The sequence below is a fragment of the Bowmanella pacifica genome (assembly GCF_014645355.1).
In the GTDB taxonomy this organism is placed as follows: Bacteria; Pseudomonadota; Gammaproteobacteria; order Enterobacterales; family Alteromonadaceae; genus Bowmanella; species Bowmanella pacifica.
In genome coordinates this window covers 1-20,338 of record NZ_BMLS01000008.1, presented here as the reverse complement: position 1 = coordinate 20,338, position 20,338 = coordinate 1, and the positions used below count along the sequence as shown (strand labels likewise).

The 20,338-nt window shown below is 50.9% G+C and carries 21 protein-coding genes; 11 read left to right on the top strand and 10 right to left on the bottom strand.

Annotation, left to right across the window (positions count from 1 at the left end):
• Positions 1 to 47 precede the first annotated feature (47 nt).
• Positions 48 to 740: an FMN-dependent NADH-azoreductase gene (locus tag IEX02_RS18145; protein ID WP_188698586.1), complete on the bottom strand. Its 693-nt coding sequence runs from the start codon at positions 738 to 740 to the stop codon at positions 48 to 50.
• Between the two features lie 107 nt (positions 741 to 847).
• On the opposite strand from IEX02_RS18145, the gene IEX02_RS18140 reads away from it, so the two are divergent.
• Complete coding sequence (locus IEX02_RS18140; RefSeq protein WP_188698583.1) at positions 848 to 1,696, top strand: LysR family transcriptional regulator; 849 nt, start codon at positions 848 to 850, stop codon at positions 1,694 to 1,696.
• A 28-nt stretch (positions 1,697 to 1,724) separates the two neighbouring features.
• Here IEX02_RS18140 and IEX02_RS18135 read toward each other — a convergent pair whose 3' ends face one another.
• From IEX02_RS18135 to IEX02_RS18110, 6 genes are all read right to left on the bottom strand, one after another.
• Positions 1,725 to 3,176 carry a peptide ABC transporter substrate-binding protein gene (locus IEX02_RS18135; protein WP_188698581.1) on the bottom strand — a complete coding sequence of 484 codons (1,452 nt, stop codon included), beginning with the start codon at positions 3,174 to 3,176 and terminating at the stop codon, positions 1,725 to 1,727.
• A gap of 405 nt (positions 3,177 to 3,581) precedes the next feature.
• Entirely contained in the window at positions 3,582 to 4,469 is an 888-nt protein-coding gene (locus tag IEX02_RS18130) for a carbon-nitrogen hydrolase (RefSeq protein ID WP_188698577.1), read from the bottom strand.
• On the bottom strand, positions 4,462 to 5,517 hold the full coding sequence (locus tag IEX02_RS18125) for an agmatine deiminase family protein (protein WP_188698575.1): 1,056 nt from the start codon (positions 5,515 to 5,517) through the stop codon (positions 4,462 to 4,464). The genes IEX02_RS18130 and IEX02_RS18125 overlap by 8 nt, the downstream gene beginning before the upstream one ends.
• Before the next feature lie 72 nt (positions 5,518 to 5,589).
• Positions 5,590 to 6,222: a CPBP family intramembrane glutamic endopeptidase gene (locus IEX02_RS18120; protein ID WP_229702289.1), complete on the bottom strand. Its 633-nt coding sequence runs from the start codon at positions 6,220 to 6,222 to the stop codon at positions 5,590 to 5,592.
• Between the two features lie 79 nt (positions 6,223 to 6,301).
• Complete coding sequence (locus IEX02_RS18115) at positions 6,302 to 8,002, bottom strand: ATP-binding cassette domain-containing protein (RefSeq protein ID WP_188698573.1); 1,701 nt, start codon at positions 8,000 to 8,002, stop codon at positions 6,302 to 6,304.
• On the bottom strand, positions 7,935 to 9,008 hold the full coding sequence (locus IEX02_RS18110; RefSeq protein ID WP_188698572.1) for a P-loop NTPase family protein: 1,074 nt from the start codon (positions 9,006 to 9,008) through the stop codon (positions 7,935 to 7,937). The genes IEX02_RS18115 and IEX02_RS18110 overlap by 68 nt, the downstream gene beginning before the upstream one ends.
• A gap of 285 nt (positions 9,009 to 9,293) precedes the next feature.
• Between IEX02_RS18110 and IEX02_RS18105 the strand changes: the two genes are divergently transcribed.
• The 5 genes from IEX02_RS18105 (at position 9,294) to IEX02_RS18085 (ending at position 13,781) form a co-directional block, all read left to right on the top strand.
• On the top strand, positions 9,294 to 9,716 hold the full coding sequence (locus tag IEX02_RS18105; RefSeq protein WP_188698570.1) for a hypothetical protein: 423 nt from the start codon (positions 9,294 to 9,296) through the stop codon (positions 9,714 to 9,716).
• A gap of 2 nt (positions 9,717 to 9,718) precedes the next feature.
• Positions 9,719 to 10,381, top strand: coding sequence for a response regulator transcription factor (locus IEX02_RS18100; protein ID WP_188698568.1), 663 nt, complete (start codon positions 9,719 to 9,721; stop codon positions 10,379 to 10,381).
• A complete protein-coding gene (locus IEX02_RS18095) occupies positions 10,368 to 11,735 on the top strand; it encodes a sensor histidine kinase (RefSeq protein ID WP_188698567.1) in 1,368 nt (455 codons plus the stop codon). Before IEX02_RS18100 ends, IEX02_RS18095 begins: the two co-directional genes overlap by 14 nt.
• Positions 11,736 to 11,751: 16 nt before the next feature.
• Positions 11,752 to 12,537 carry an SH3 domain-containing protein gene (locus IEX02_RS18090; RefSeq protein WP_188698564.1) on the top strand — a complete coding sequence of 262 codons (786 nt, stop codon included), beginning with the start codon at positions 11,752 to 11,754 and terminating at the stop codon, positions 12,535 to 12,537.
• A gap of 164 nt (positions 12,538 to 12,701) precedes the next feature.
• Positions 12,702 to 13,781, top strand: coding sequence for a porin (locus tag IEX02_RS18085; RefSeq protein WP_188698561.1), 1,080 nt, complete (start codon positions 12,702 to 12,704; stop codon positions 13,779 to 13,781).
• A gap of 151 nt (positions 13,782 to 13,932) precedes the next feature.
• Here the strand turns inward: IEX02_RS18085 and IEX02_RS18080 are convergent, their stop codons facing one another.
• On the bottom strand, positions 13,933 to 14,859 hold the full coding sequence (locus tag IEX02_RS18080; RefSeq protein ID WP_188698558.1) for a ZIP family metal transporter: 927 nt from the start codon (positions 14,857 to 14,859) through the stop codon (positions 13,933 to 13,935).
• 131 nt (positions 14,860 to 14,990) lie between these two features.
• Here IEX02_RS18080 and IEX02_RS18075 point away from each other — a divergent pair, with 131 nt between their 5' ends.
• The 4 genes from IEX02_RS18075 to IEX02_RS18060 are packed head-to-tail and all read left to right on the top strand — an operon-like array spanning position 14,991 to position 17,991.
• On the top strand, positions 14,991 to 15,560 hold the full coding sequence (locus tag IEX02_RS18075; RefSeq protein ID WP_188698555.1) for a tetratricopeptide repeat protein: 570 nt from the start codon (positions 14,991 to 14,993) through the stop codon (positions 15,558 to 15,560).
• Positions 15,561 to 15,571: 11 nt separating this feature from the next.
• Entirely contained in the window at positions 15,572 to 16,180 is a 609-nt protein-coding gene (locus tag IEX02_RS18070; protein WP_188698552.1) for a superoxide dismutase, read from the top strand.
• The gene (locus IEX02_RS18065; protein WP_188698549.1) at positions 16,180 to 16,602 is read left to right on the top strand and encodes a hypothetical protein; all 423 of its coding nucleotides are present in this window, start codon (positions 16,180 to 16,182) and stop codon (positions 16,600 to 16,602) included. Before IEX02_RS18070 ends, IEX02_RS18065 begins: the two co-directional genes overlap by 1 nt.
• Positions 16,603 to 16,608: 6 nt before the next feature.
• Complete coding sequence (locus IEX02_RS18060; RefSeq protein WP_188698546.1) at positions 16,609 to 17,991, top strand: class II fumarate hydratase; 1,383 nt, start codon at positions 16,609 to 16,611, stop codon at positions 17,989 to 17,991.
• Positions 17,992 to 18,093: 102 nt separating this feature from the next.
• Here the strand turns inward: IEX02_RS18060 and IEX02_RS18055 are convergent, their stop codons facing one another.
• Positions 18,094 to 18,513, bottom strand: coding sequence for a hypothetical protein (locus IEX02_RS18055; RefSeq protein ID WP_188698543.1), 420 nt, complete (start codon positions 18,511 to 18,513; stop codon positions 18,094 to 18,096).
• Positions 18,501 to 19,412 (bottom strand): zinc dependent phospholipase C family protein, encoded by a 912-nt coding sequence (locus tag IEX02_RS18050; RefSeq protein ID WP_188698540.1) that lies wholly within the window; start codon positions 19,410 to 19,412, stop codon positions 18,501 to 18,503. Before IEX02_RS18050 ends, IEX02_RS18055 begins: the two co-directional genes overlap by 13 nt.
• Before the next feature lie 378 nt (positions 19,413 to 19,790).
• Here IEX02_RS18050 and IEX02_RS18045 point away from each other — a divergent pair, with 378 nt between their 5' ends.
• Positions 19,791 to 20,234 carry a hypothetical protein gene (locus IEX02_RS18045; RefSeq protein ID WP_188698537.1) on the top strand — a complete coding sequence of 148 codons (444 nt, stop codon included), beginning with the start codon at positions 19,791 to 19,793 and terminating at the stop codon, positions 20,232 to 20,234.
• Positions 20,235 to 20,338 lie beyond the last annotated feature (104 nt).

Below are 20,338 nucleotides of genomic sequence, written 5' to 3'. Positions count from 1 at the left end.
CTGGCCGGTCGCACACCGACCGGCCAGCTTTTAGCCCTGATTGAGACTCAAGCGCTAGCCTTTTCTCTGTAAGAAAAGGCACTGTTGCTGAGCCTGTCAGCAATCTCTACCGTCAACGCAAACCCTTGACGCAGTGAGGCCTGATGCCGGGCATCATCAAATTCCTGATACTGCACCTGAACTTCCTCTATCTGTTCTACCCCAAGATAAGGGCTGAGCGCACGAATATGCGGTGCTAAATGATTCATCTGCTCTCGCACCCCACCCGCTTCAAAACCAAACTCGCCGGTTGAAGAAAGCAATATCAGCTGCTTGCCTGACAATAACGGCGCGATGGGAAAATCGCCGCGGGCTAAATCAAAGCTAAAGGTTTTATTAACCCGACTCACCTGATCAATCCAGGCTTTCAATGCTGCCGGCATGCCATAGTTATACATCGGGGTGGTAATCAGCAGAACATCCGCCCAGGCTAATTCATCAAATAGCTGATCAGAAAGCGCCAACGTCTGCTGTTGCTCGGCGGTACGTTTTTCCAATGGGGTAAAACATGCCGCCAACCAAGCTTCATCAATAAAAGCCGGTGGCGTTTTACCGACATCTCTGAGCTTAATTTCATGGTGAATTTCATTCACCCTTAATCTTTCCATCAAAGCATTGCCAAGCTGCCTGGAAATGGAACGGTAAGAATGTCTCTCGTTGTCATCCCCTCTTACACTGGCGTCTATTCGTAAAATCTTCATTAATTAACTCACTTCTGAATTATGGAAGTGGTTATTTTGAAAATTTTGCTTGCCTGTGACAAAGGAGGTTTTTTACACTACAGATGAATTTAATTCATCAAAACAATATGACAGACCATCTCCCTTCGCTGAATGCGTTACGCGTCTTTGCGTCTGCGGCCCGCTTGGGCAGCTTTAAACAAGCCGCCGACGCCTTGCATTTGACACCCACGGCGGTATCTCACCAGGTCCGTAATCTGGAGAGCTGGCTGGGCCAGCCACTGTTTACCCGCCACACCCGCCGGGTGACACTGACTCCCGCAGGCGAAAAGCTGGCCACCGTCACCTCAAACAGTCTGTTTGCCATCGCTCAGGCCATACAAGAACTCAAGCAGCAACCTAAACGTTTAATCATTGATTGCACCTCCTCGTTTGCCGCCTTATGGCTGCTGCCCAGACTTAATGCCTTACAGACCTTTATTACAGAGCCACTTATTGAGATACGCAGTGGTGAGCAGTTGGCACCGCCGCAATTTGGTAACGGCCTGGCGATTCGTTTTGGAGAAGTTAGCAACCAGCAGAACATTCTCAGCCAAGAGACCTTTAATCTCTATGGCACAGCCAGCTTATTGGCCGCGTTTGTACAAGGCGAGGTCTGCAACATACTGCTGCCCATTTGGAAGAACGCCACTTTACCCGCCGCCCCGTGGCAGGCATTTAGTCAACAGCTGCCGGCACATAGTGTTCACTGCCCACAGCAGCACTTTGATCAAGAGCTTTTCGCCATCCAGCAAGCACAAGCCGGGCAAGGCCTGGTATTTTGCGGACACACCTTGATGCAAGACGTTAACGGCAACCAGCTATTACCCGTTTCGAACTTTCCGGGCATCCCCTCATCCCTTGGCTATTACCTGAAAAACTATGGGGAAATGAACGGCAAACTCCAGCAAGCTTGTGAATGGCTGCAACGCCAATAAGCCAGCGAATTGCCCCAGCCACAGTTAGTTATTGGGCCAACGATAACCAGCGGCTTTCATTGCGTGCCAGAGCATTATCTGACCAGCCATCAACGCGGTTGGCCAGCAAGTGATAGGTGACATTTTGCAGCACAGGTACCGCTAAGTATTGCGACAACAGAAATCGTTCAAGTGCTTTTATGCTTTGATTTCGGCTTCTGCCACTTTGTGAAACCTCTTCAAGTAACTCCTGCAATTGCGTTTCGGGCAAGCCCTGCCAATCCAGGTTAGGTGGCAGATAAATATCCAACATACGCATAGGATCACCATATTCGGCCTGCCACATGCGCCTCACCATATCAAACTGCCCGGCCTGAATACGTTTAACCACATCCCGAAAGGGGGCCCTTTCTATTTCAATCCTTACCGGTAAATCCGCCCATATACGTTTGGCCAAGGCCGCATCAATCACGCTAGGCTCACGGTCTGAGGTCACCAAACGCAGTGGCAGAGGCTTGTCTTTATTGTACCCGGCACTTTTCATCAATTGCCGGGCTTGTTCACGTTGCTGTGAATGAGTCCTCTGGGTACCGGCTTGGGCGGCATAGTCCGCCATATCAGGAATAAGGCCGTACATGGCCTCTTCGCCTTTATCACGGTTATGTACCATCATATTTCTGTCCATGGTCAGATACAAAGCTTGCCTAACCCGGCTGTCCTGAAGCGCTTTGGCTTGGGGATTCATAAAGAACATCAGTAAGGTCATGCGCCGCTGGCGTGAAAAATGATAATCCGGCAGGTTTTTCGCGCCCTTGATTTGAAAATATGCCAATCCACTGGCCACATCGGCCTGACTTTGTGCCAGATAACGAACCAAGGTGATGTTATCGGGCAAACGTTCATAGACAACCTGTTCAATAGCCACCTTTTCCGTATCCTGGTAATACGGATTACGACGCAGATGAATGCGATTTAACTCAGTTCCTGCGAGCAGATAAGGGCCATTGCTAACCAGCGGCTGCTGTCTCGCCCAGCCCAGTCCGAATTGTTCAAAAAGATGAGAAGGCAGAGGCATGGCGGCGCTATCTGCCAACCAATACAATAATTGCTCCGTGGGCGAAGAAACGACGATATCCAGAACATGCTCAGACACAGCAAACATTCCCAGCGCAGATTCAGGCTGAACAGTTATGCCTTTAGCTGTATCGGCTTGCAGTGGCATAAACCAACTAGGCAGGGGTTTACCTGTGCTGAGTAAATGGCGGAAGCCCTGTACAAAATCCATCGCCACAACCGGCTCCCCGTCGGACCAGCGTGCTTCTTTGCGCAGATAAAACCGGTAACCCTTTCCTTGTTCGAGCCGTTCCCAATGAGAGGCAACGTCCCCTACAACTTCACCATCGCGGTTAATGCGGGTTATGCCAGCAAACAATTCTAGGGTGAGCAAGCTGTCTGTATTAGTCACATTCAGCCGGGGATCAAAGGAGCTGGGTAAATCCAAGATTGCGCGCCGGAAGATGTCGGCAAAACAGACTGTCTGAAATAACAAACAGAACAGAAGTAATGTAAATCGAAAAATCGGCATATATGACAAGGCTACACCTGCAACCGCTCTTTGCCGGTCCATATGGCATATAAACAAACTTGTATGACATGAGTATGACGGCAAATGCCAAAGCCTGCATACTTTTCAGCATCAAGTCTTGTTGCTGACGCAGACCAAGGCTATTCCCTTGAGAAATCATGAGCAGAAACAGCCCTAGTGTATCTGGAAATAGCCTGGCAATTGCTGGCGCTTACGCGGTTAGCACCAGCTTGCTAATGACAACAATGGCGGGTCAAATGCTCATAAAGAGGAAGGAATCAAAGCCTGGCTCTGCCCTTTTACAGGCAGAGCCACAATCAATTAATCGCGCCAGCGGCGGGTTAGATCCTCGTAAGCGTCAATGCGACGGTCACGGAAGTAAGGCCAAATACGTTTAACTTTTTCGGTACGGGCCAAGTCCAGCTCCACCAATAAAGTTTCTTCCTTGTCGCTGCTGGCCTGGGCAAGCAGCTCCCCTTGTGGGCCGGCAATAAAGCTTTGGCCCCAGAATTGAATTCCCGGGTCGCCATCAATGGGCGAGGCTTCAAAACCGGTACGATTAGCCACGATCACTGGCACCGAATTGGCCACCGCATGGGCACGCTGAATGGTATGCCAAGCGGTATGCTGACGCTCACGCTCATCCAGGGTATCTGTCATATCCCAGCCAATGGCGGTGGGGTAAAACAACATATCCGCGCCGCGCATAGCCATAAGACGCGCCGCCTCCGGATACCACTGATCCCAGCACACCAGTACCCCTAGTTTACCGACACTGGTCTGAATAGGCTCAAAGCCCAGATCCCCAGGGGTAAAGTAAAACTTCTCGTAAAAGCCTGGGTCGTCTGGAATATGCATTTTGCGATACTTGCCCACCATACCTTCTTTGCGGTCGAACACCACTGCGGTGTTGTGATAAAGGCCAGAGCCGCGCTTTTCAAACAAGGAGGTTACCAGCACAATATTCAGCTCAGCGGCCAGGGCAGAAAAATACTCGGTTGCAGGACCAGGAATAGGCTCGGCCAGATCAAAATAGTCGGTATTTTCTTCCTGACAGAAATACAAAGTGCTGTGCAGCTCTTGCAACATCACCAGCTCAGCACCGTCAGCGGCGAGCTTACGTACCTGCTCTGCACTTTTGCTCCAGTTGGCCAATTTATCGTTGCCAGCCACGGCCTGCTGTACCAGACCTACTTTTAATTTAGCCATAGACGCTAACTCCTTTGCGCAACTGCGCGATCACTTCATCTTTTAGAGTACCTTGGGGCACCTGCATGCTAATACAATGCAAGCTGCCGTATTGCTGCACCAGCACCGCACAATCCAACGCCACAATTTTATGAGCCGGATAGGCCTTGGCCAGTAAGTCCAGAGCAAGCTGGTCTTCGGGCTGGCCGTAAATCGGGCACAGCACCTGCTGATTGTTAATCAGGTAATTGGCATAAGATGCCGGCAGGCGGTCGCCTTCATCGCTGAAAATCACCGGCAGTGGTAATTCAAAAATCTGGTGCTGTGGTAAGGCCTGACGGCATTCTTCCACCAGCGCCTGCAATCCCGCAAAGTGACCGTCATCCGGGCGATTATAGCAGGATTGGATCACCAGGCCCTGATCCGGAGTAAAGCGTACCAGGGTGTCGATATGCCCATCGGTATCGTCCCCTTCCAGATGGCCGTTTTCAAAGATGCTGACCTGAGAGGCCCCCAGATACTGCTTAAATTGGGCGCGGTAGTCATCCAGGCTCATCTGGCCGTTACGCTCGGGGTTGAGCAAACACAATGAGGTAGAGAGCAAATGGCCATCTGCATCAATTTCCAGTGCGCCACCCTCGGCCACGATATCGGTGCTGATCAGCGGCAATTTGCACAGCTGCGCCAGAATTTCGCGATTGGCCCGGTTGTCACGGGATGCATCAAACTTGTTACCCCAGCCGTTAAACTGGTATTCCACCGGCTGCATCCCCTGCTCTGACTGGCAAGTCAGAAAACCATAGTCACGCAGCCAGGTATCGTTGGGATTGGCTTTAAGTAGCAGCACCTTGTCGGTGCTGTTTACCCGGCGCTGAAAGTCGGCCATATCGCCTTCTCTTATCAGCAACAATACCCCACAATCGGCCTGATTGATGGCGTGGATCAGTTCTATATATAAGCTACGGGCTTGTTCCAGCCAGGGGGCCCAATCGGTATCGGCATGGGGCCAGGCCAGGATCACAGCTTCCTGAGGCGCCCATTCGGGCAGTAAGCGGCGAGATGTGGTCATCATCATTTCCAGCACAAGTTGCAATTGCCGCCGATTATAGTCGTTAGGCAATACAGATCCACCGGAATTGCCTTACTTCAGCAGGTCTACCTGCATCAGATAGACCCCAAGGCCAACGGTAAATAAAAACATACCCCAGATGGAATGCTCAATAGCCACTATTAAGGTCGAACGGGTTTGCAGATAACGGTAACCAAACAGCAGGCCGCCCATGGCAGAAAGCAGCACCGCCGGCCAGTTGCCGTACGCAGCATGGGCCAGGGCAAAACTGGCGGTGCTTAACCCCAAGCGCCCGGTTTTAGAGGGTAAGATGCCTTTATAACGGTGAAAAAAGAAAGTACGAAACACCAGCTCCTGGGGTAGTACCGACATCAGCGGATAAAGTACCAGGGTAAGCAGCCACAGGGATTGATTGTGTTGCGGCAAGGTAAAGAACACCTCGGGCAGCCACAAATATACCAGCAGGCTGATCAGCAGTGCCAATGGCAAAAACAACAACAACTGATGGCGTAAACAGGTTCTTAAGCCGTGCACATGCCATAAACGAAAACGTTTAAACTGCGGATCGCTTAGCAATAACCACAAACAGAGCAGGCCAACCGCCAGCAAAATGGGGATCAGCCAGCCCACATAAAATGAGGCCAAGATGGCAACCGACACCGGCACCAAGCCAAACAAGCACAACATTTCCAACCAGCGATTCACTCTGTCACCTGTTGGTCACAAATTTGTCACACCCTATAAGGTATATACAAAATCCGCAATGTCCGCGAAAAATATCCGCTCAAACCGGGTCTGTAATACAGTGCGGTTTAGGTACAGTTGACATCGCTGTGTTAACCAAACCTGATGATTCAACGGCCTGTAACCTGCCGCTCTCCATATCCAGCAGAAGGCTGGGTTCAAAGGGCGACAATTCAGGTTCCACCACTTGTATCAGAGTAAAAGGCTGGTCCTTTGCCAGCAATGCAACCAGGTGTCTTACCTGTGGATGTGCAATAAACACGGGATGATCTAATACCAACACCGCAGGCCGTAACAACAAGGCTCGAGCCAGCAATATACGCGCGTACAGAAGCTGCGAGCAGCCACGACCCAACTCGTTGACACTATTTTCCAGCAGTTCAGGTGCAATCCCCACCCACTCTGCGGCCGCAAGCGCTTGCGGGCCTTTTTTCAGGCCAGTGCCATACAGGATGTTGCTGTAGACTGATCCTTTGAATAACTGGCTGTGCTCATCGATGACACACACCAATTGATGCAGCCGGTTACGAGCAATATTGCTAAAACGATAGCTGCCAAGCACCAGATAACCACTGGCAGGTGCCGCCTGTTGAGCGAGTAAGCGACAAAAGGCGGATTTGCCCTGCGGCCCACAGACCAGCAACCTGGCCCCAGGCGGAATTTCCTCATCAATAGTCGGCGCAGCCTCAACCAACTGCACTTTGCGGATCTTTAAGGCGTAAGATTGTTTTCTGGCCAGCCGACGTTTAGCGTCTTTGGCCACCGGTTGCATTTTGTCATAAGCCAGACTCAGTCGCTGCCTTGCGACAAAAAAGTTAACCCAGTCAGCCCAACTGCGCACCAGATAATCAAGACTCAGCAAAAACAGGGATAAGGTCAGTACCCGAATCAAATGCGGCCAGTGTTTCAGGCTAAAATCCGGCGATGCGTAAATAAGGGCAACAAATCCACACAACGGCCCTAAGCTGCGACAGCAGAGTAGCAAGCACTGCCATTGCACCAGTTGGCGTGCCAGTGCCCGGCCGCGCTCCAATACTCGTTTGCTTTCCCGCGCCTGGGTATTACTGCGCCCTACCGTCAGGTAACCAAAGCAGCGTTCACTTAGATGGCCACTTAAACGCCCGCGGCTACGCCGGATTTCAGCCGCCAGTCTCAATGCCCAGGGCGTTAATATGCCCAGACATAGTGCCACAGCCAGTAATACCAACCATAACGCACTCGCCACGGCCGTGTTTTGTGTGAACAAATACCAACCAAAACACAAACACCCCAGTATACCCATTTGCAGGTATCCCAGTCCCCTGCCGGCAAAATGTGCCACGCTGTTTGCATCACTAATCAGACGATTCATCGCCACACCTAGGCGGTTGGGTCCGCTTTCAATATCAGCATCCAGCATACGGCTGAACAACGCCTGACGATAGGCAACAACCAGCCTCTGGCCATTGTGCTCGGCCAGCGTTCTAAGGGCCAGCCGGGCCAGAATATTAACCAAAGCACCGGTTAGCAGCGCCAGACTGAGTGGCAAGATGTCGGTCTGCCAGATATCTGCGAACCACAGCAGTTTATAGCTGCTGGCGGCCACACTCAGCATGGCCAACAGTGACAGGGATACGAGCCGAAGCGGCCCGATCCCTGTCACTATGCTTGGAAATGTCATAGCCTGCGCCATATCAGGCAATACCAGCCTGACTGGGGTAGTCATCCTGACCGATAATGCCACAGGCTTTGGCGGGGTCACGCAAGTCTTCCAGGCCATATACCGCCATATCCAGTACATCGGCGGCCTCGCGGGTAGCCAGAGGGGATGCGCAGATTCTGCCGCTAATGCCCTGCACCAGATAACCCTGCTCCTGCAACCAACTGGCGCCACTTTGTGCGCCCATGGCTTCGCGCGCCGCAAACAATACATTGCTGAACTGCTGTTTAAATTTGTTGCACTGTAAAATGGCACGGGTTTCCTGCTGGTAAATACCGTCGGCCACTTCAATAACAATGGCCGTGCAGCCTTTACGCATGAGTTCGGCTGCCAGAACCGGATAGATCTCCTTGGCTTTCTCAATACCAATGTTAAAACTGGTCGGATAGCCGGCATCCGTGAAATCCAGCACCTGTGCCGCGCCAGAGTCCTTCATCAGCCATAAATCGCCACCTGCACCTGTGCCGGTGATTTTCATCGCCCCAACGGTATGCCCGGCGGTAGTCAAGCCATGAATCAAATTGGCAGCCGTGGTGGTTTTCCCAGCATTCATGGAGGTGCCAACCACCACCACGCTAGGCACACTGATTTGGGTTATACCATGGCGATGGGCGGGCAATTTATAGTCTGCTACGTTGACGACGTTACCGGCGGCATTGGTGATAAGACCAATAGGCTCAATTTGCGTCGGCATCTCAATACGGCTGTGCCAGCCAATCGCCAAGCCCGCTATCCCGCCGGCTGCCACCATATGACACGCTGCCAAGTCCTGAGGGACTAAAGCTTCAAACTGATCCGGCGCATAGCGATTACCAAAGGCCAGAATAATTTCGTCACCTTCATATAAGGTCGCCTTGCGGCCATCAATACGCTCAATTTTAGTGTGGTGGCCAATTTCAGTGACACGGGCCAGAACTAAATCACCGCTTTGGGGAATGTGATTCAAATCGGTCAGGCCCTGCATATCATCGCTAAGCACACGACGGGTAACAAATGCACGTTTAGCAGCCTGAAGACGTTGCGCAGTAGTGTAGGTAGATGCAGACATAATATAATTCCTTTTCAGTAAAGTTTGCTTGAGTGACTGTGTCGCCAATCGACGAAGCGCATCTTAGAAAAGGTTGCCTGACACTAAGGTGATATGCTTTGTAAGGTTACCGTAAGGTTGATAAAAAACTCAAAAATACAATAGGTTACAATAGAAATTTTTTTCATTTTTTTTCATTTAAGGCTATTCTTCTGCCTTTCGTCCCAGGCCTGCATATTGTTGTAAGGTTTCTGTAAGGTTGGACTCCCTATACTCTTTCATTGCTGAAGTTCCGTTAGGCAGGTTATGTCGTTTACTGCATCTACAATATGCCGTTACACGCTCCTGGCAATATCGCTGTTATTGCCGGTTACGCCTGTCTATGCTCAGGACACACCACCAGCGTCCTGTCCGTCACCCGGCGCCCCTCCTTCAGCCAAAGAGTTTTATCGCTTTATTAAGAAGTTCAAAGCAGAAGATCTAAAACGCACCGAGACCTTGTTGCAGTCCAGTGTTCAACAACTTGATTGTCAACAAGTCTTCAAACTGAAGATTGTTAACCGGGTCGGTGATGTCAGCCATCGTTATTACGACACCCGCAGTTTTGAGCTGGTGTTGGATGACAGCCTGCAGCAACTGGATCCCATCGACAGGGTCTTTAGGCAACTGGATAAATTGGTCGGCGACGAAGAGGCCGACAAGGAAAAACACCAACAAAAGGAACAGTAAAAATGCGCGCCTTAGTAGTAGAAGATAACGTGCAAGCGGCTGAGCAGATCAGCGAAGCTCTGACCGAACACGGCTTTGCCGTGGACCAGTGCCATGACGGCCAGGAGGCCTGGTTTGTTGGCGACACCGAAGAGTATGATATTGCCATACTGGATATCGGTCTGCCGGGTCGTGACGGTCTGAGTGTGCTGACCGATTGGCGCCGTAATGGCAACAAAATGCCGGTGATTATCTTAACCGCCCGCGATACCTGGCGTGAACGGGTTACGGGCCTGCGTGCCGGTGCCGATGATTACCTTATTAAGCCGTTTGAAATGGAAGAACTGCTGGCCCGGGTTGAAGCCCTGGTCAGGCGCAGTAACGGCCATGCCACCAGCGTATTAGCCGCCGGTTCACTTGAATTAGATACCGCAACGCAACGTGCCACATTGCAGGGAAAACACCTTGATCTCAGCGCACTGGAATATCGTTTACTGGCCTATCTAATGAATCGTCAGGGTCAGGTGGTATCAAAAGCCGTGTTAACCGAACATTTGTATCAAATGGACTTTGAGCACAATTCCAATGTGATTGAGGTGCTGGTTAACCGGGTACGCAAAAAACTGGGTACCGAGCATATTCAAACCCGACGCGGACAAGGGTATCAGCTAAATGCCGACCGCTAAGCCTTATTCACTGCGTAGCCGCCTGATATGGCGGGTAACCCTGTTTATGTTTGTGGCACTGAGTGTGTTGTCGGTGGCCCTGGTACTGTTGTTTGACTCCTATATCGAACGGCGCTTTGATCGCACCTTAACCAACCAGTTGCATTCGCTACTGGCAGCCGCCCACTTTGATCAAAATGGTGAGCTGATACTCAAGGGGGCGCCTTCAACGGCCAGATTTCAGGAAACCCTGTCAGGCTGGTATTGGCAGGTTATTCACCAGCAGCAGGTAAAGTACCAATCTCCTTCACTGTATGCCGATGCCCCAGCCCCGTTACTGGACGAGATAAATCTTCCCAAACTCAGCTTTATTGCGCTGGAAGGGCCAACCGGTTTGCCGCTAAGGGCGGCTGTGCAGCGGGTACATTTTCATGCCCAGGATCAGCATGTATTTGTGGTGGCCACCGGCCCAGTGGCGGATATTCAGCGTGATGTGATCCAATTTGCCACCCGCCTTATTGGTGCTTTTGCCCTTTTGGGTTTGATTCTCGGTCTGTTGCTGCGCTGGCAGCTCAAGCAACTGTTACAACCCGTGCGTACCCTACAACAAGGGATTAAGGCTATTCGTGATGGCAGTCAGGAATCCCTGGCGTTGACCTTACCCAGTGAATTAACCGACGTACAAACCGAGTTAAATCATTTGCTGCAAAATAACAAAGAAATTCTCGAGCGTGCGCGACTGCAAGCATCTAACCTTGCCCATGCCCTGAAAAACCCTATTTCAGTGCTTAAAAATCATGCCGCTAACCTACCACCGGCCGATGCCAGGGTAATTCTGGAACAAGCAGATAAACTGACCCAAAGTACTCATAGTCACTTGGCCAGGGCCAGACTAGCCGGTTCGTTTGAAAAGCTATCTGCCCGAACTAATGTAGCAGACACCCTGAGTGAACTAGTCTTTAGTCTAGAATTGCTGTACAAGCCCAAAGGTCTGAAGATGGGCTTTGCCTGTCACCCTGATTTAGTCTTTTTTGGTGACCCCCATGATTTGGATGAAGTGCTCGGCAATTTGATGGATAACGCCTGTAAATGGGCACAACATAAAGTCTGCGTCAGCGCCGAACAGATAGCGCGCGGCATTGAAATCCATATCGAAGATGATGGCCCAGGGATCCCGGCTCAAGAGCGCCAGAACGTATTTAATCCAGGCAAACGACTAGATGAGACCACACAAGGCACAGGACTGGGCCTGAATATTGTGCAGGACATTGTACTGCTATACGGCGGCCAGGTGACATTGCACGACAGCACCATCGCCAACAGCGGACTAAAGATTACCCTGCAATTACCAGGCAAGCTGGTCACCACGGACTGATACAGAGGGAGCACAAATGAACAAATTACTTATTATCCTGGCGGGCGTTTTTGCCCTTGGCGGCTGCCAGTTAACGCAATTGGTAAAAGACGCCGGGCCGCTTGAAACCAAACTAAAAAAACAACATGCCTTGGCTGCGCTGGAACTTAACGAAGAGTTCGACAGCTATTTGAGCGATCGTGGCCGTGCACAATTATTGTCGCTGTTAGCCAAAAAACTTAAACAACCCGCGGCCAATGAGAGTAATCGCCAGGATCCCATCACCCACACGCAATGGACATTGAAGGTCGACGCGCTCAACTTTCAGGCCTTTCAGCTTAAGCGCGCGGGCAAGGAGAAAATCAATACCGAATCCGAATTGATGTTTGTCGACCTACCTTATGTCACCCGTCGTAAGATACAGCTTTATACTGAGCCTACCCGAAGCAGCGATGAGCTTGGTACACTTGAGCAAGGCGATATCGTTAACGTATTGGCACAAACCCCCGATGAAAACTGGTATTTGATTGAACGCGGCACGCACTTGCTCGGCTATGTGCGAAAAACCGCCGTCAATCCTTCCATTGTTAAGCGGGATTTTCTTAACAGCCGCCCCTACGAGCTGAAAGTAGATACCGATAACGATCTGACCCGTGACGGATATGTGCTGCCGCTGCATGATATCTTCGGCCTGACCCAATGTCGTCAAGTGAACATCAGCTTTACTCACCTTTCGCGCCAATCGCAACGCAGCCTGAATTTGTGTCAAAAAACCCCCGACATCTGGTTTATCAATCCGCTGCACGATACGCCCGGCGAATAATATTACCGGCCGATATGCCCCGCGTACTCGGCCTTACTCGCTTTCTCCTGTTCAATTCCGTCCCACTTTACCAGCCTAACCTTACATAAAGCTTGCAAGGACTCTCAGGTTACTGTCAGCGAGCACGGCGTAAGCTCCTCTCCAGATTAATTTGGAGACACCACATGAAACAGCCACTGACCTTACTATCTATTGCCCTTATCACCAGCATTCCGGTTGCTTACAGTATTGAACAGCCCCTGAAAGCGTTTAAAAAATCCATAGCCCCACTGAAGATAAGCCCCTACGCCAGTCTCAGAGTATCTGGGGTGTATCAGGACAAACAGGAAAAAGTGCCCTTTTCCCCGCTTGATCCTGCCAAGCAGCGCAACAACAGTCACTGGGAGCTAAAAGACAATGCCAGCAAAGCCGGTATTAAGTTTAGTTACCCCCTGGCCGGGCATAAACTCTATGGCCGCTTTGAACTTGGCACTAATGCAAATAGCGACGATCAACCTTTCTTTAAAATTCGTCAGGCCTACATGGGCATTAAAACCCAATGGGGTCGCCTGCAATATGGTCAGCAAAACGCTATTGTCAAAAACTATGACGACTTTGACCGCAGCCATCGTGTTGGCGCCTCGGTGCACCTGACCAAGGATGAGCTAAATACCAAACGCCCCGAACAAACCCTACAATATCACTATGATGCTGATGATTTTCGTCTCTCGGCCCAGTACAACTTCGCCCGCCAGTTGGATAAGCGCCCGCAGCTCAGGGTTGGCAGTCAGCGCCTACGGGTGAGCGATACCGAGCTGGATTACGGTGTTGGGTATGGGGTGACGTATCGAGGTCTGAAACATATTGAACTGGAGGCCGGTTATCAGAACAACCAGTACCCGAATGCCAAGTACTACACCAATGTGGCCTCCGCCAAATGGAAAGTCAGCCGCGATTTGCAACTCTCGGCATACGGTGCGCAGCATGTGTTGGAAGACCACCTGAAAGGGGAAAGTGCCGAGTCCCGCCACTACGCCCTAGGAGCACGTTACAAGCTGTTTGATAATCACAGAGTGTATGGCAGCCTGGAATACGCTAAAGGCTACCAAGCCATTGAGGGTGGTAAACAACGTGCCTTGGTGCTGGGCAATGACTACAAGCTAGGCAAAAATAAGCATGTGTATGTTGAAATGCGCAAACGCTACTTTGATGCGGACAAAGCCGACGACCTCAGTGCAGCCGTTGGCATTAATATGAGCTTTTAAGGCGAGCCTAAGGAGATGGCTTTCAACCTGAAAAAACAGGTAAGGGAGCACTCTCCAATCTCTTCAGACAGACGGCACTTAACAGGTACAAATACCGCCTTCAAAGTGATTTTTTATTAAAAAAGGGAGCGTTGGCTCCCTTTTTACTTTATCAACTCAGTAAGCTAACAAAAGCCTGACTGTCTAAAAACCACAGCAGCAGAAATCCGCCCAGCAAGGTCATGGTACCTTGCATACTTAAGCGGCTGGTGTGCGGGCTTTGCACCTCGGGGATCACCTCATGGATCACGACAAACAGCATGGCTCCGGCAGAAAGCGCTAATGATAGCGGATAAGCAAAATCCGCGACTCCGCCTAAAAATACGCCAATAACCGCCCCCAAGGGCTCCAGCAAGCCAGCCAGTAATGACCAGCCCACCGCTTTCCAAACACTAAGCCCCAGACGCAGTAATACCACCGCCATGGCAAAACCTTCGGGGAAGTCCTGCAGGGCAATAGCCAGGCTGACACTGCTGCCCAAGTGCCTATCTGCCCCAGAGAAACTCACCCCTACAGCAATACCTTCTGGCAAATTATGCAGGGCAATCGCCAACACAAACAGCCACAAGCGACTTAGTTGCCGATGGCCTGGGCCGGTATCACCGGCAACCGGATGGCCGTGGGGTACATGGCGTTCAATCACACACATCACCCAGGCACCGGCTAAGGTGGCAAGTATCACAGCAAGATGTGCATAGAACGCAGGGAAGATCTCAGTGGCAGTGTCTATGGCCGGCAACAGCAGGGAAAATACCGCGGCTGCCAGCATCATGCCCCCGGACAGCCCCAATGACAGTTCCAAAAAGCGCTGGTTGTAACGACCGGGCAATAACACCAACATGGCCCCAAGCGCGGTGGAGAAAAATCCCAATGCTGAGCCCCCCAAGGCCCACACAAGAGCATCGGCTGGCACGGCCCACATTAATGCCACCAGACCGGTTAACCCAACCAAGATAGAGAAACGCCACTTTATGGCGGTGCCCCCATACCACGAAGATGAGGGTAAAGCCTTTAACTGCCCAGTGCTATCCGCTCCCATTACAAGCATTTCCTTCAATAACGACGAATGAGTGCACTATAAAACAATTAATTGCATTTGATAATGATTATCATTAGCATAAAAACAAATTCAACTCTGTGCGGGGCACTCTTAGCTAAAGGAATAACACTATGCGTTATGTAAATCAGAAAGGCGTTTTCGTTCAGACCGAGACAGAGCAAACTGAACGTTTTCCACGATTTTCTCTTCATCAATCCGGCCAGGAAAACCCAGCAGTGACAAGCTCGCTGCCTAAGCCTGCGAGCACAATCCATAGCACCACCATCAATCCGCAGGGCCTGATAAAACGCTGGCAATATGCCACCAACGCGGCATCTCGGCGTTACAAAAGCCTAAATACATCTATAGCCCGTCGCTGGTATCTAAGCGCTCTAGATCTGTCAGAGCGGCTTTTACAGACAAGATTATGCGCCGAGCATCTTGCCATTCATGTGGTTAGCCTGCATAACCTCGCTGATCTTGAGTCCCGCTTGCGCCGATTTGACCAAGCACGCTCTTATCATGAGCAAGCCCTAAACCGGTTGTTTATGCTGATGCGGGACAACCAAGACAAGCTGACCTTGCTATTTCCCCATCTGCATCGATGCAAAATGTCTCTGGCGTTGTTCTGCCGCCACTACGGCAGCTCTTCTGCCAGTAACCTACTTTTGCGTCAGTCTATTCCCATTGGAAATCACTAAAGGAGTGTGCCATGCCGTTTGAGTTACCTTCACTGCCCTACCCCTATGATGCACTGGAGCCTTATCTGGATACTCTGACCATGGAAATCCACCATAGTCGGCACCACCAAACCTATGTGAATAATCTCAACCAGGCGCTGACAGACACGCCCTATGCCAGCTGGTCGCTGGAAAAACTGCTTGGCCAGCTCAACGAACTACCGCACCAGTTGCGAGCTGCAGTGCGGGATCATGGCGGCGGACACGCCAACCATAGCCTATTCTGGACCATACTGAGCCCAGATGGGCCAGACCAGCCCGACGGCGAACTCGCCCTGGCTATCGATCAGCAATTTGGCAGTTTTGCCCAGTTTCAAAGTGAGTTTACCCAGGCTGCGCTGTCGCGCTTTGGCAGCGGCTGGGCATGGTTGAGTATAAATGCAAAAGGCCAATTACTGGTGGAATGCAGCGCCAATCAGGACAGCCCACTTATGCACGGTCACACCCCGATTCTGGGCCTGGATGTATGGGAGCACGCTTATTATCTTAAGTATCAGAATAAAAGAGCTGAATATATTGAGGCTATCTATCAGGTCATTAACTGGCCCGAAGTGGCCAGACGCTACCGGCAGGCACGCTGATGTCACGCAGCGCATTTAAAGCTATCAGCAAAAGAGCCTGGCAGAGTTGTCATCAGGCAGAAACAAAGTTACTGACGCTAACCGGGTGCGAATGGCAGCAACAGCTCTATTATTACAATCAGGCATCCCATGAGTTGACCCTGCACTTGGCCGATGCTGGTCAGCCGCTGATGCAAGAATGGCAGCTCAGATGTTGGCTGTTTAACTTGGTACGCTGGGCCATTGCTGCCCAATGTCATTGGCAACGACAAACCCTGCTTGACCAGCTCTATCAACCGCTGCTGGCCTTGCAGGCGCTGTACCGACAGTTGCCCCAGGGCGCAAAACGATTTACCAAGCTGCAGCGCGACCTGCGGCGATTGTTGCAGCCACTTTACCACCGGGATACCACAGGTCCCGCCAGACCACATAACAGGACATAAGCTTTTATGAGCCACCGTATTGAAAAAGACTCCATGGGCGAACTTCGCGTTCCCGTATCCGCCTTGTATCAGGCACAAACACAGCGCGCGGTGCAAAACTTTGCCATCAGCAGCGCCACCATGCCAGCTGGCTTTATTCGTGCCTTACTGCTGATTAAACAAGCTGCCGCCCACGCCAATGGCGAACTCGGTTTACTTACCCAGGCACAAGCTAATGCCATTACTACCGCCGCCCAGCAGCAGTTGGATAAGCTGGATTTAAGCCAATACCCGGTAAGCGTATTTCAAACCGGCTCCGGCACCAGCAGTAATATGAATGCCAATGAAGTGCTGGCAACTCTGGCCACGGAGATATTGGGTGAGAAAGTACACCCTAATGATCATATTAATCTGGGCCAAAGCAGCAACGACACTATCCCCAGCGCTATTCATGTCAGCGCGGCGATTGCCATAGCGCATAATTTACTGCCCGCGATACAGCACCTAAGCCAGGAGTTAGATGCACAAATCGCCAGCCACGGCGACATCATAAAAACCGGCCGTACCCATCTAATGGATGCTATGCCGGTAAGCTTTGCACAGGTATTTTCAGCCTGGCAGGCACAACTGAATCACGCCAAAACGGTGATTGACGAGCAGCTACAGCGCTTGCTTCAATTGGCTCAAGGGGGAACGGCGGTCGGTACGGGCATCAATGCCCATGCGGATTTCTCCGCCCTACTTTGCCAACAGCTCAGCCACACCACAGGCTTGGATGTTAAACCTGCGAACAACCTATTTTTCAGCATTGGTAGCCAGGATGTGGCCGTAGCAACCTCCGGCGCGTTAAAAACCCTGGCAGTGGCGTTAATGAAAATTGCCAATGATCTGCGGTGGATGAACGCCGGCCCGCTGGCGGGCCTGGCCGAAATAGAATTACCCGCGCTACAACCCGGCTCGTCCATTATGCCAGGCAAGGTCAACCCGGTGATACCCGAAGCCGTGGCCATGGCCTGCACTCAGGTGGTAGGGCATGACAACGCCATCACCCTGGCGGGTCAGTCGGGTAACTTTGAGTTAAATGTCATGCTGCCGCTGATTGCCAGTAATCTTTTAGACAGTATCGGTCTGCTGACGGGCAGTTGCACGGCCCTGGCTGACCAGGCGTTAAAGGGATTGAAAATAAACCAGCACAATATTGCCTCAGCTCTAGCCAGAAATCCGATCCTGGTAACGGCCCTCAATCCCATTATCGGCTATGAGAAAGCCGCCGCTATCGCCAAGCAGGCTTATCAGCAGCAAAGGCCGGTTATAGAAGTGGCCGCAGAATTGACCGATATCCCCTTAGCGCAACTAAAAGTGCTGCTGGATCCGGCTAAGTTAACCGGCAAGGGCGCAGCGGATAACTAATACCCAGAGCCGACCCAATTCCGCCAAGGCGGCAGCTTAAAGGTATTGAAAAAGGACGCGATAACGCGTCCCCTGCTTAAGCAGCTCAGTAGCACGCTTTGCTCACTGACAAATCTGCGCCAATGTTAAAGTGAATGAACAAGCTGCAGGCTGACTTGCCTGCCAATGTTGAACATCTGACGCTGCAGTACAGCCCGCATCTTCGACAACAGCAGTTTCATTGCGGCAAATAAGAATGGCGGTATTGTTGCCTTCAATGTTGACTTTTGTGGTGTAGCCTTCCAGAAACTGAAGTTTAGACGGCTCATTTTTCACTGCGGCAAGCAATAGTTCATCTTTTGACAACTTATCGCCACCGCCAAACTTCACCAGACCGTCTACCGCAGTGGCAAGATGCTTAAGTCTTGACGCCAGGTCATACATAACCTCTGGATCCTTATCTTTCGGCAGGCTGTTACATCCCACCAAGGAGATAAGGAGCAAACTGATCAACACCGATGTTTTTGCGGTTATCTTTGCCATGCGGTTAACTCTCCTTCTGCGTCCTTACCATCATCGAGATTCCAGTTTTTAATGTCGTCCAGGTTGCCACCCTCGTATACAAAGCGCCCCACAATGCCGATATAACGGCGAATGTTTGCAACCGCCAGATCAAAAATTTGGTCGTAATGCATAAAACCTGCTGGTGTATCCAACTCTTCAATAAAGCTAACCTCCACCTCATCGGGCCTTGGGTACATCAGCCCTATGTCAGCCGCTACATGCCGCGCCCAGGTAAAAAGTCGATACCCCTCCTCAGCCTTATCAACCACTGTCTGGAAGCCATCGTGCCACTTATCAAATTCGGGAGGCGCTTGCTGAGCATACTCTTTATGTACCCTTAGTAGCGCATTTCCCCATAACCTTTGGATGGCGCTATCAAGCCGCCCGTTCTGCGCACACTCCCCTATATGTATTCGCACATGATCTGCTACACCGATTTCCCCCAAGTTCAATCTTTGCCAGATGTAAGCGTCTTGATTCATTTCACACTCTCGGTGCGCGGTTTTGTTCTGCGCATATGGCCCCACCCTTCTTTCGACCACAGGGTGTATTGTGATATCTGCGATCACGTGCGAGACAAATCCACACAACCATGCAAACAACCGCCCTTGTTCTGAATCTGGTAATGTCTTGCATGCAGTCGCCAACGTCTTAATTAACTCACCTGTCCTTTCATAGTGCATTAAGTCGGCCCACTTGTTCTGCTTTGAATCCGCTATTGCGAGATACGGATAGTCAGGAGACACGCACCCGAGCTCGATGTATTTTGGATTTTGGCTAAGTGCCAGCTTGGCAGACACAGGCATATCCATGCCCATTAACGACGTCGTATCACAAGCTTCATTGGCTGCAGTTATGTGTGCAAAAGCGCCTGGCATAGCTTCACTCTCCCTAGGATAGTTTTTGTTGTTCTGCTTCCATTTACTCAGCCGTTCAAACCGCCGAGTGATGCCATCAGATTAAAATAAAGTCAGGCCCGTTAACACCAGATATTTTGGCGCCGTACAACGTTAAACAAATAAAGGATGGAACTGCCCCAAATTAGAGGCGAAATAAAAGGTCAGATTAAGCCGCGGGCCGATATAAGTACGCGAAAGAACTCCCTTCAATGACAGATTACTTTATAGTAACTAGCAGTAAACTAAGAAAAACTGTACCACTTACCCGCCCCGTAGAGGGGCAGGCAACCCAACAAAACCCATACATTAGCTGACTAGAACCTGTCGCTAAGCCCAGCCACATTAAAGAGAGAAAACATGGCGGTGGATGTAGACCAACTCACACTGAATTGGGAAACCGAGCAGACCAAAAAGGGGCAAGAAGCCAAGACCAGACTCTGTGTCATGATAAACGGCAAGCGGCTCACCGACCTGGTAGCAGACTATGAGCAGCAACAGCAGTTTTCGCCTTTCAACGATGTGTTCTTAAACCAGGCCGATGTTGAATTCTATTCGCAAGCTAACTGGTTGCAGAGCCTTAAGGAAGGCAAAGCCTCTATCATCCTGTTAGGTTGTGGCTGTGGGCAGGTTGAGTGTTCTTTCTTTACCGCAGATGTATTTAATCGCGACGGTTGGGTTTTCTGGCGTTTCGGCGGCTGGCCTGAACGAGACTATTCAGAAATGCAGACGTATTGGTTTGAACTCTGTGCATATCAACGCACGGTCGAGGATGCGCTAGGTCAACTGCATAAAGATACATAGCTCAATGTAGAGGGCTAAATATCAACGCCTATGTCGAAGGTTCGTTGAAAGCTAAGGATGATTTAAGATTCTGCGGGTATCAGAAAGAGAGAAAATGGTCGGCG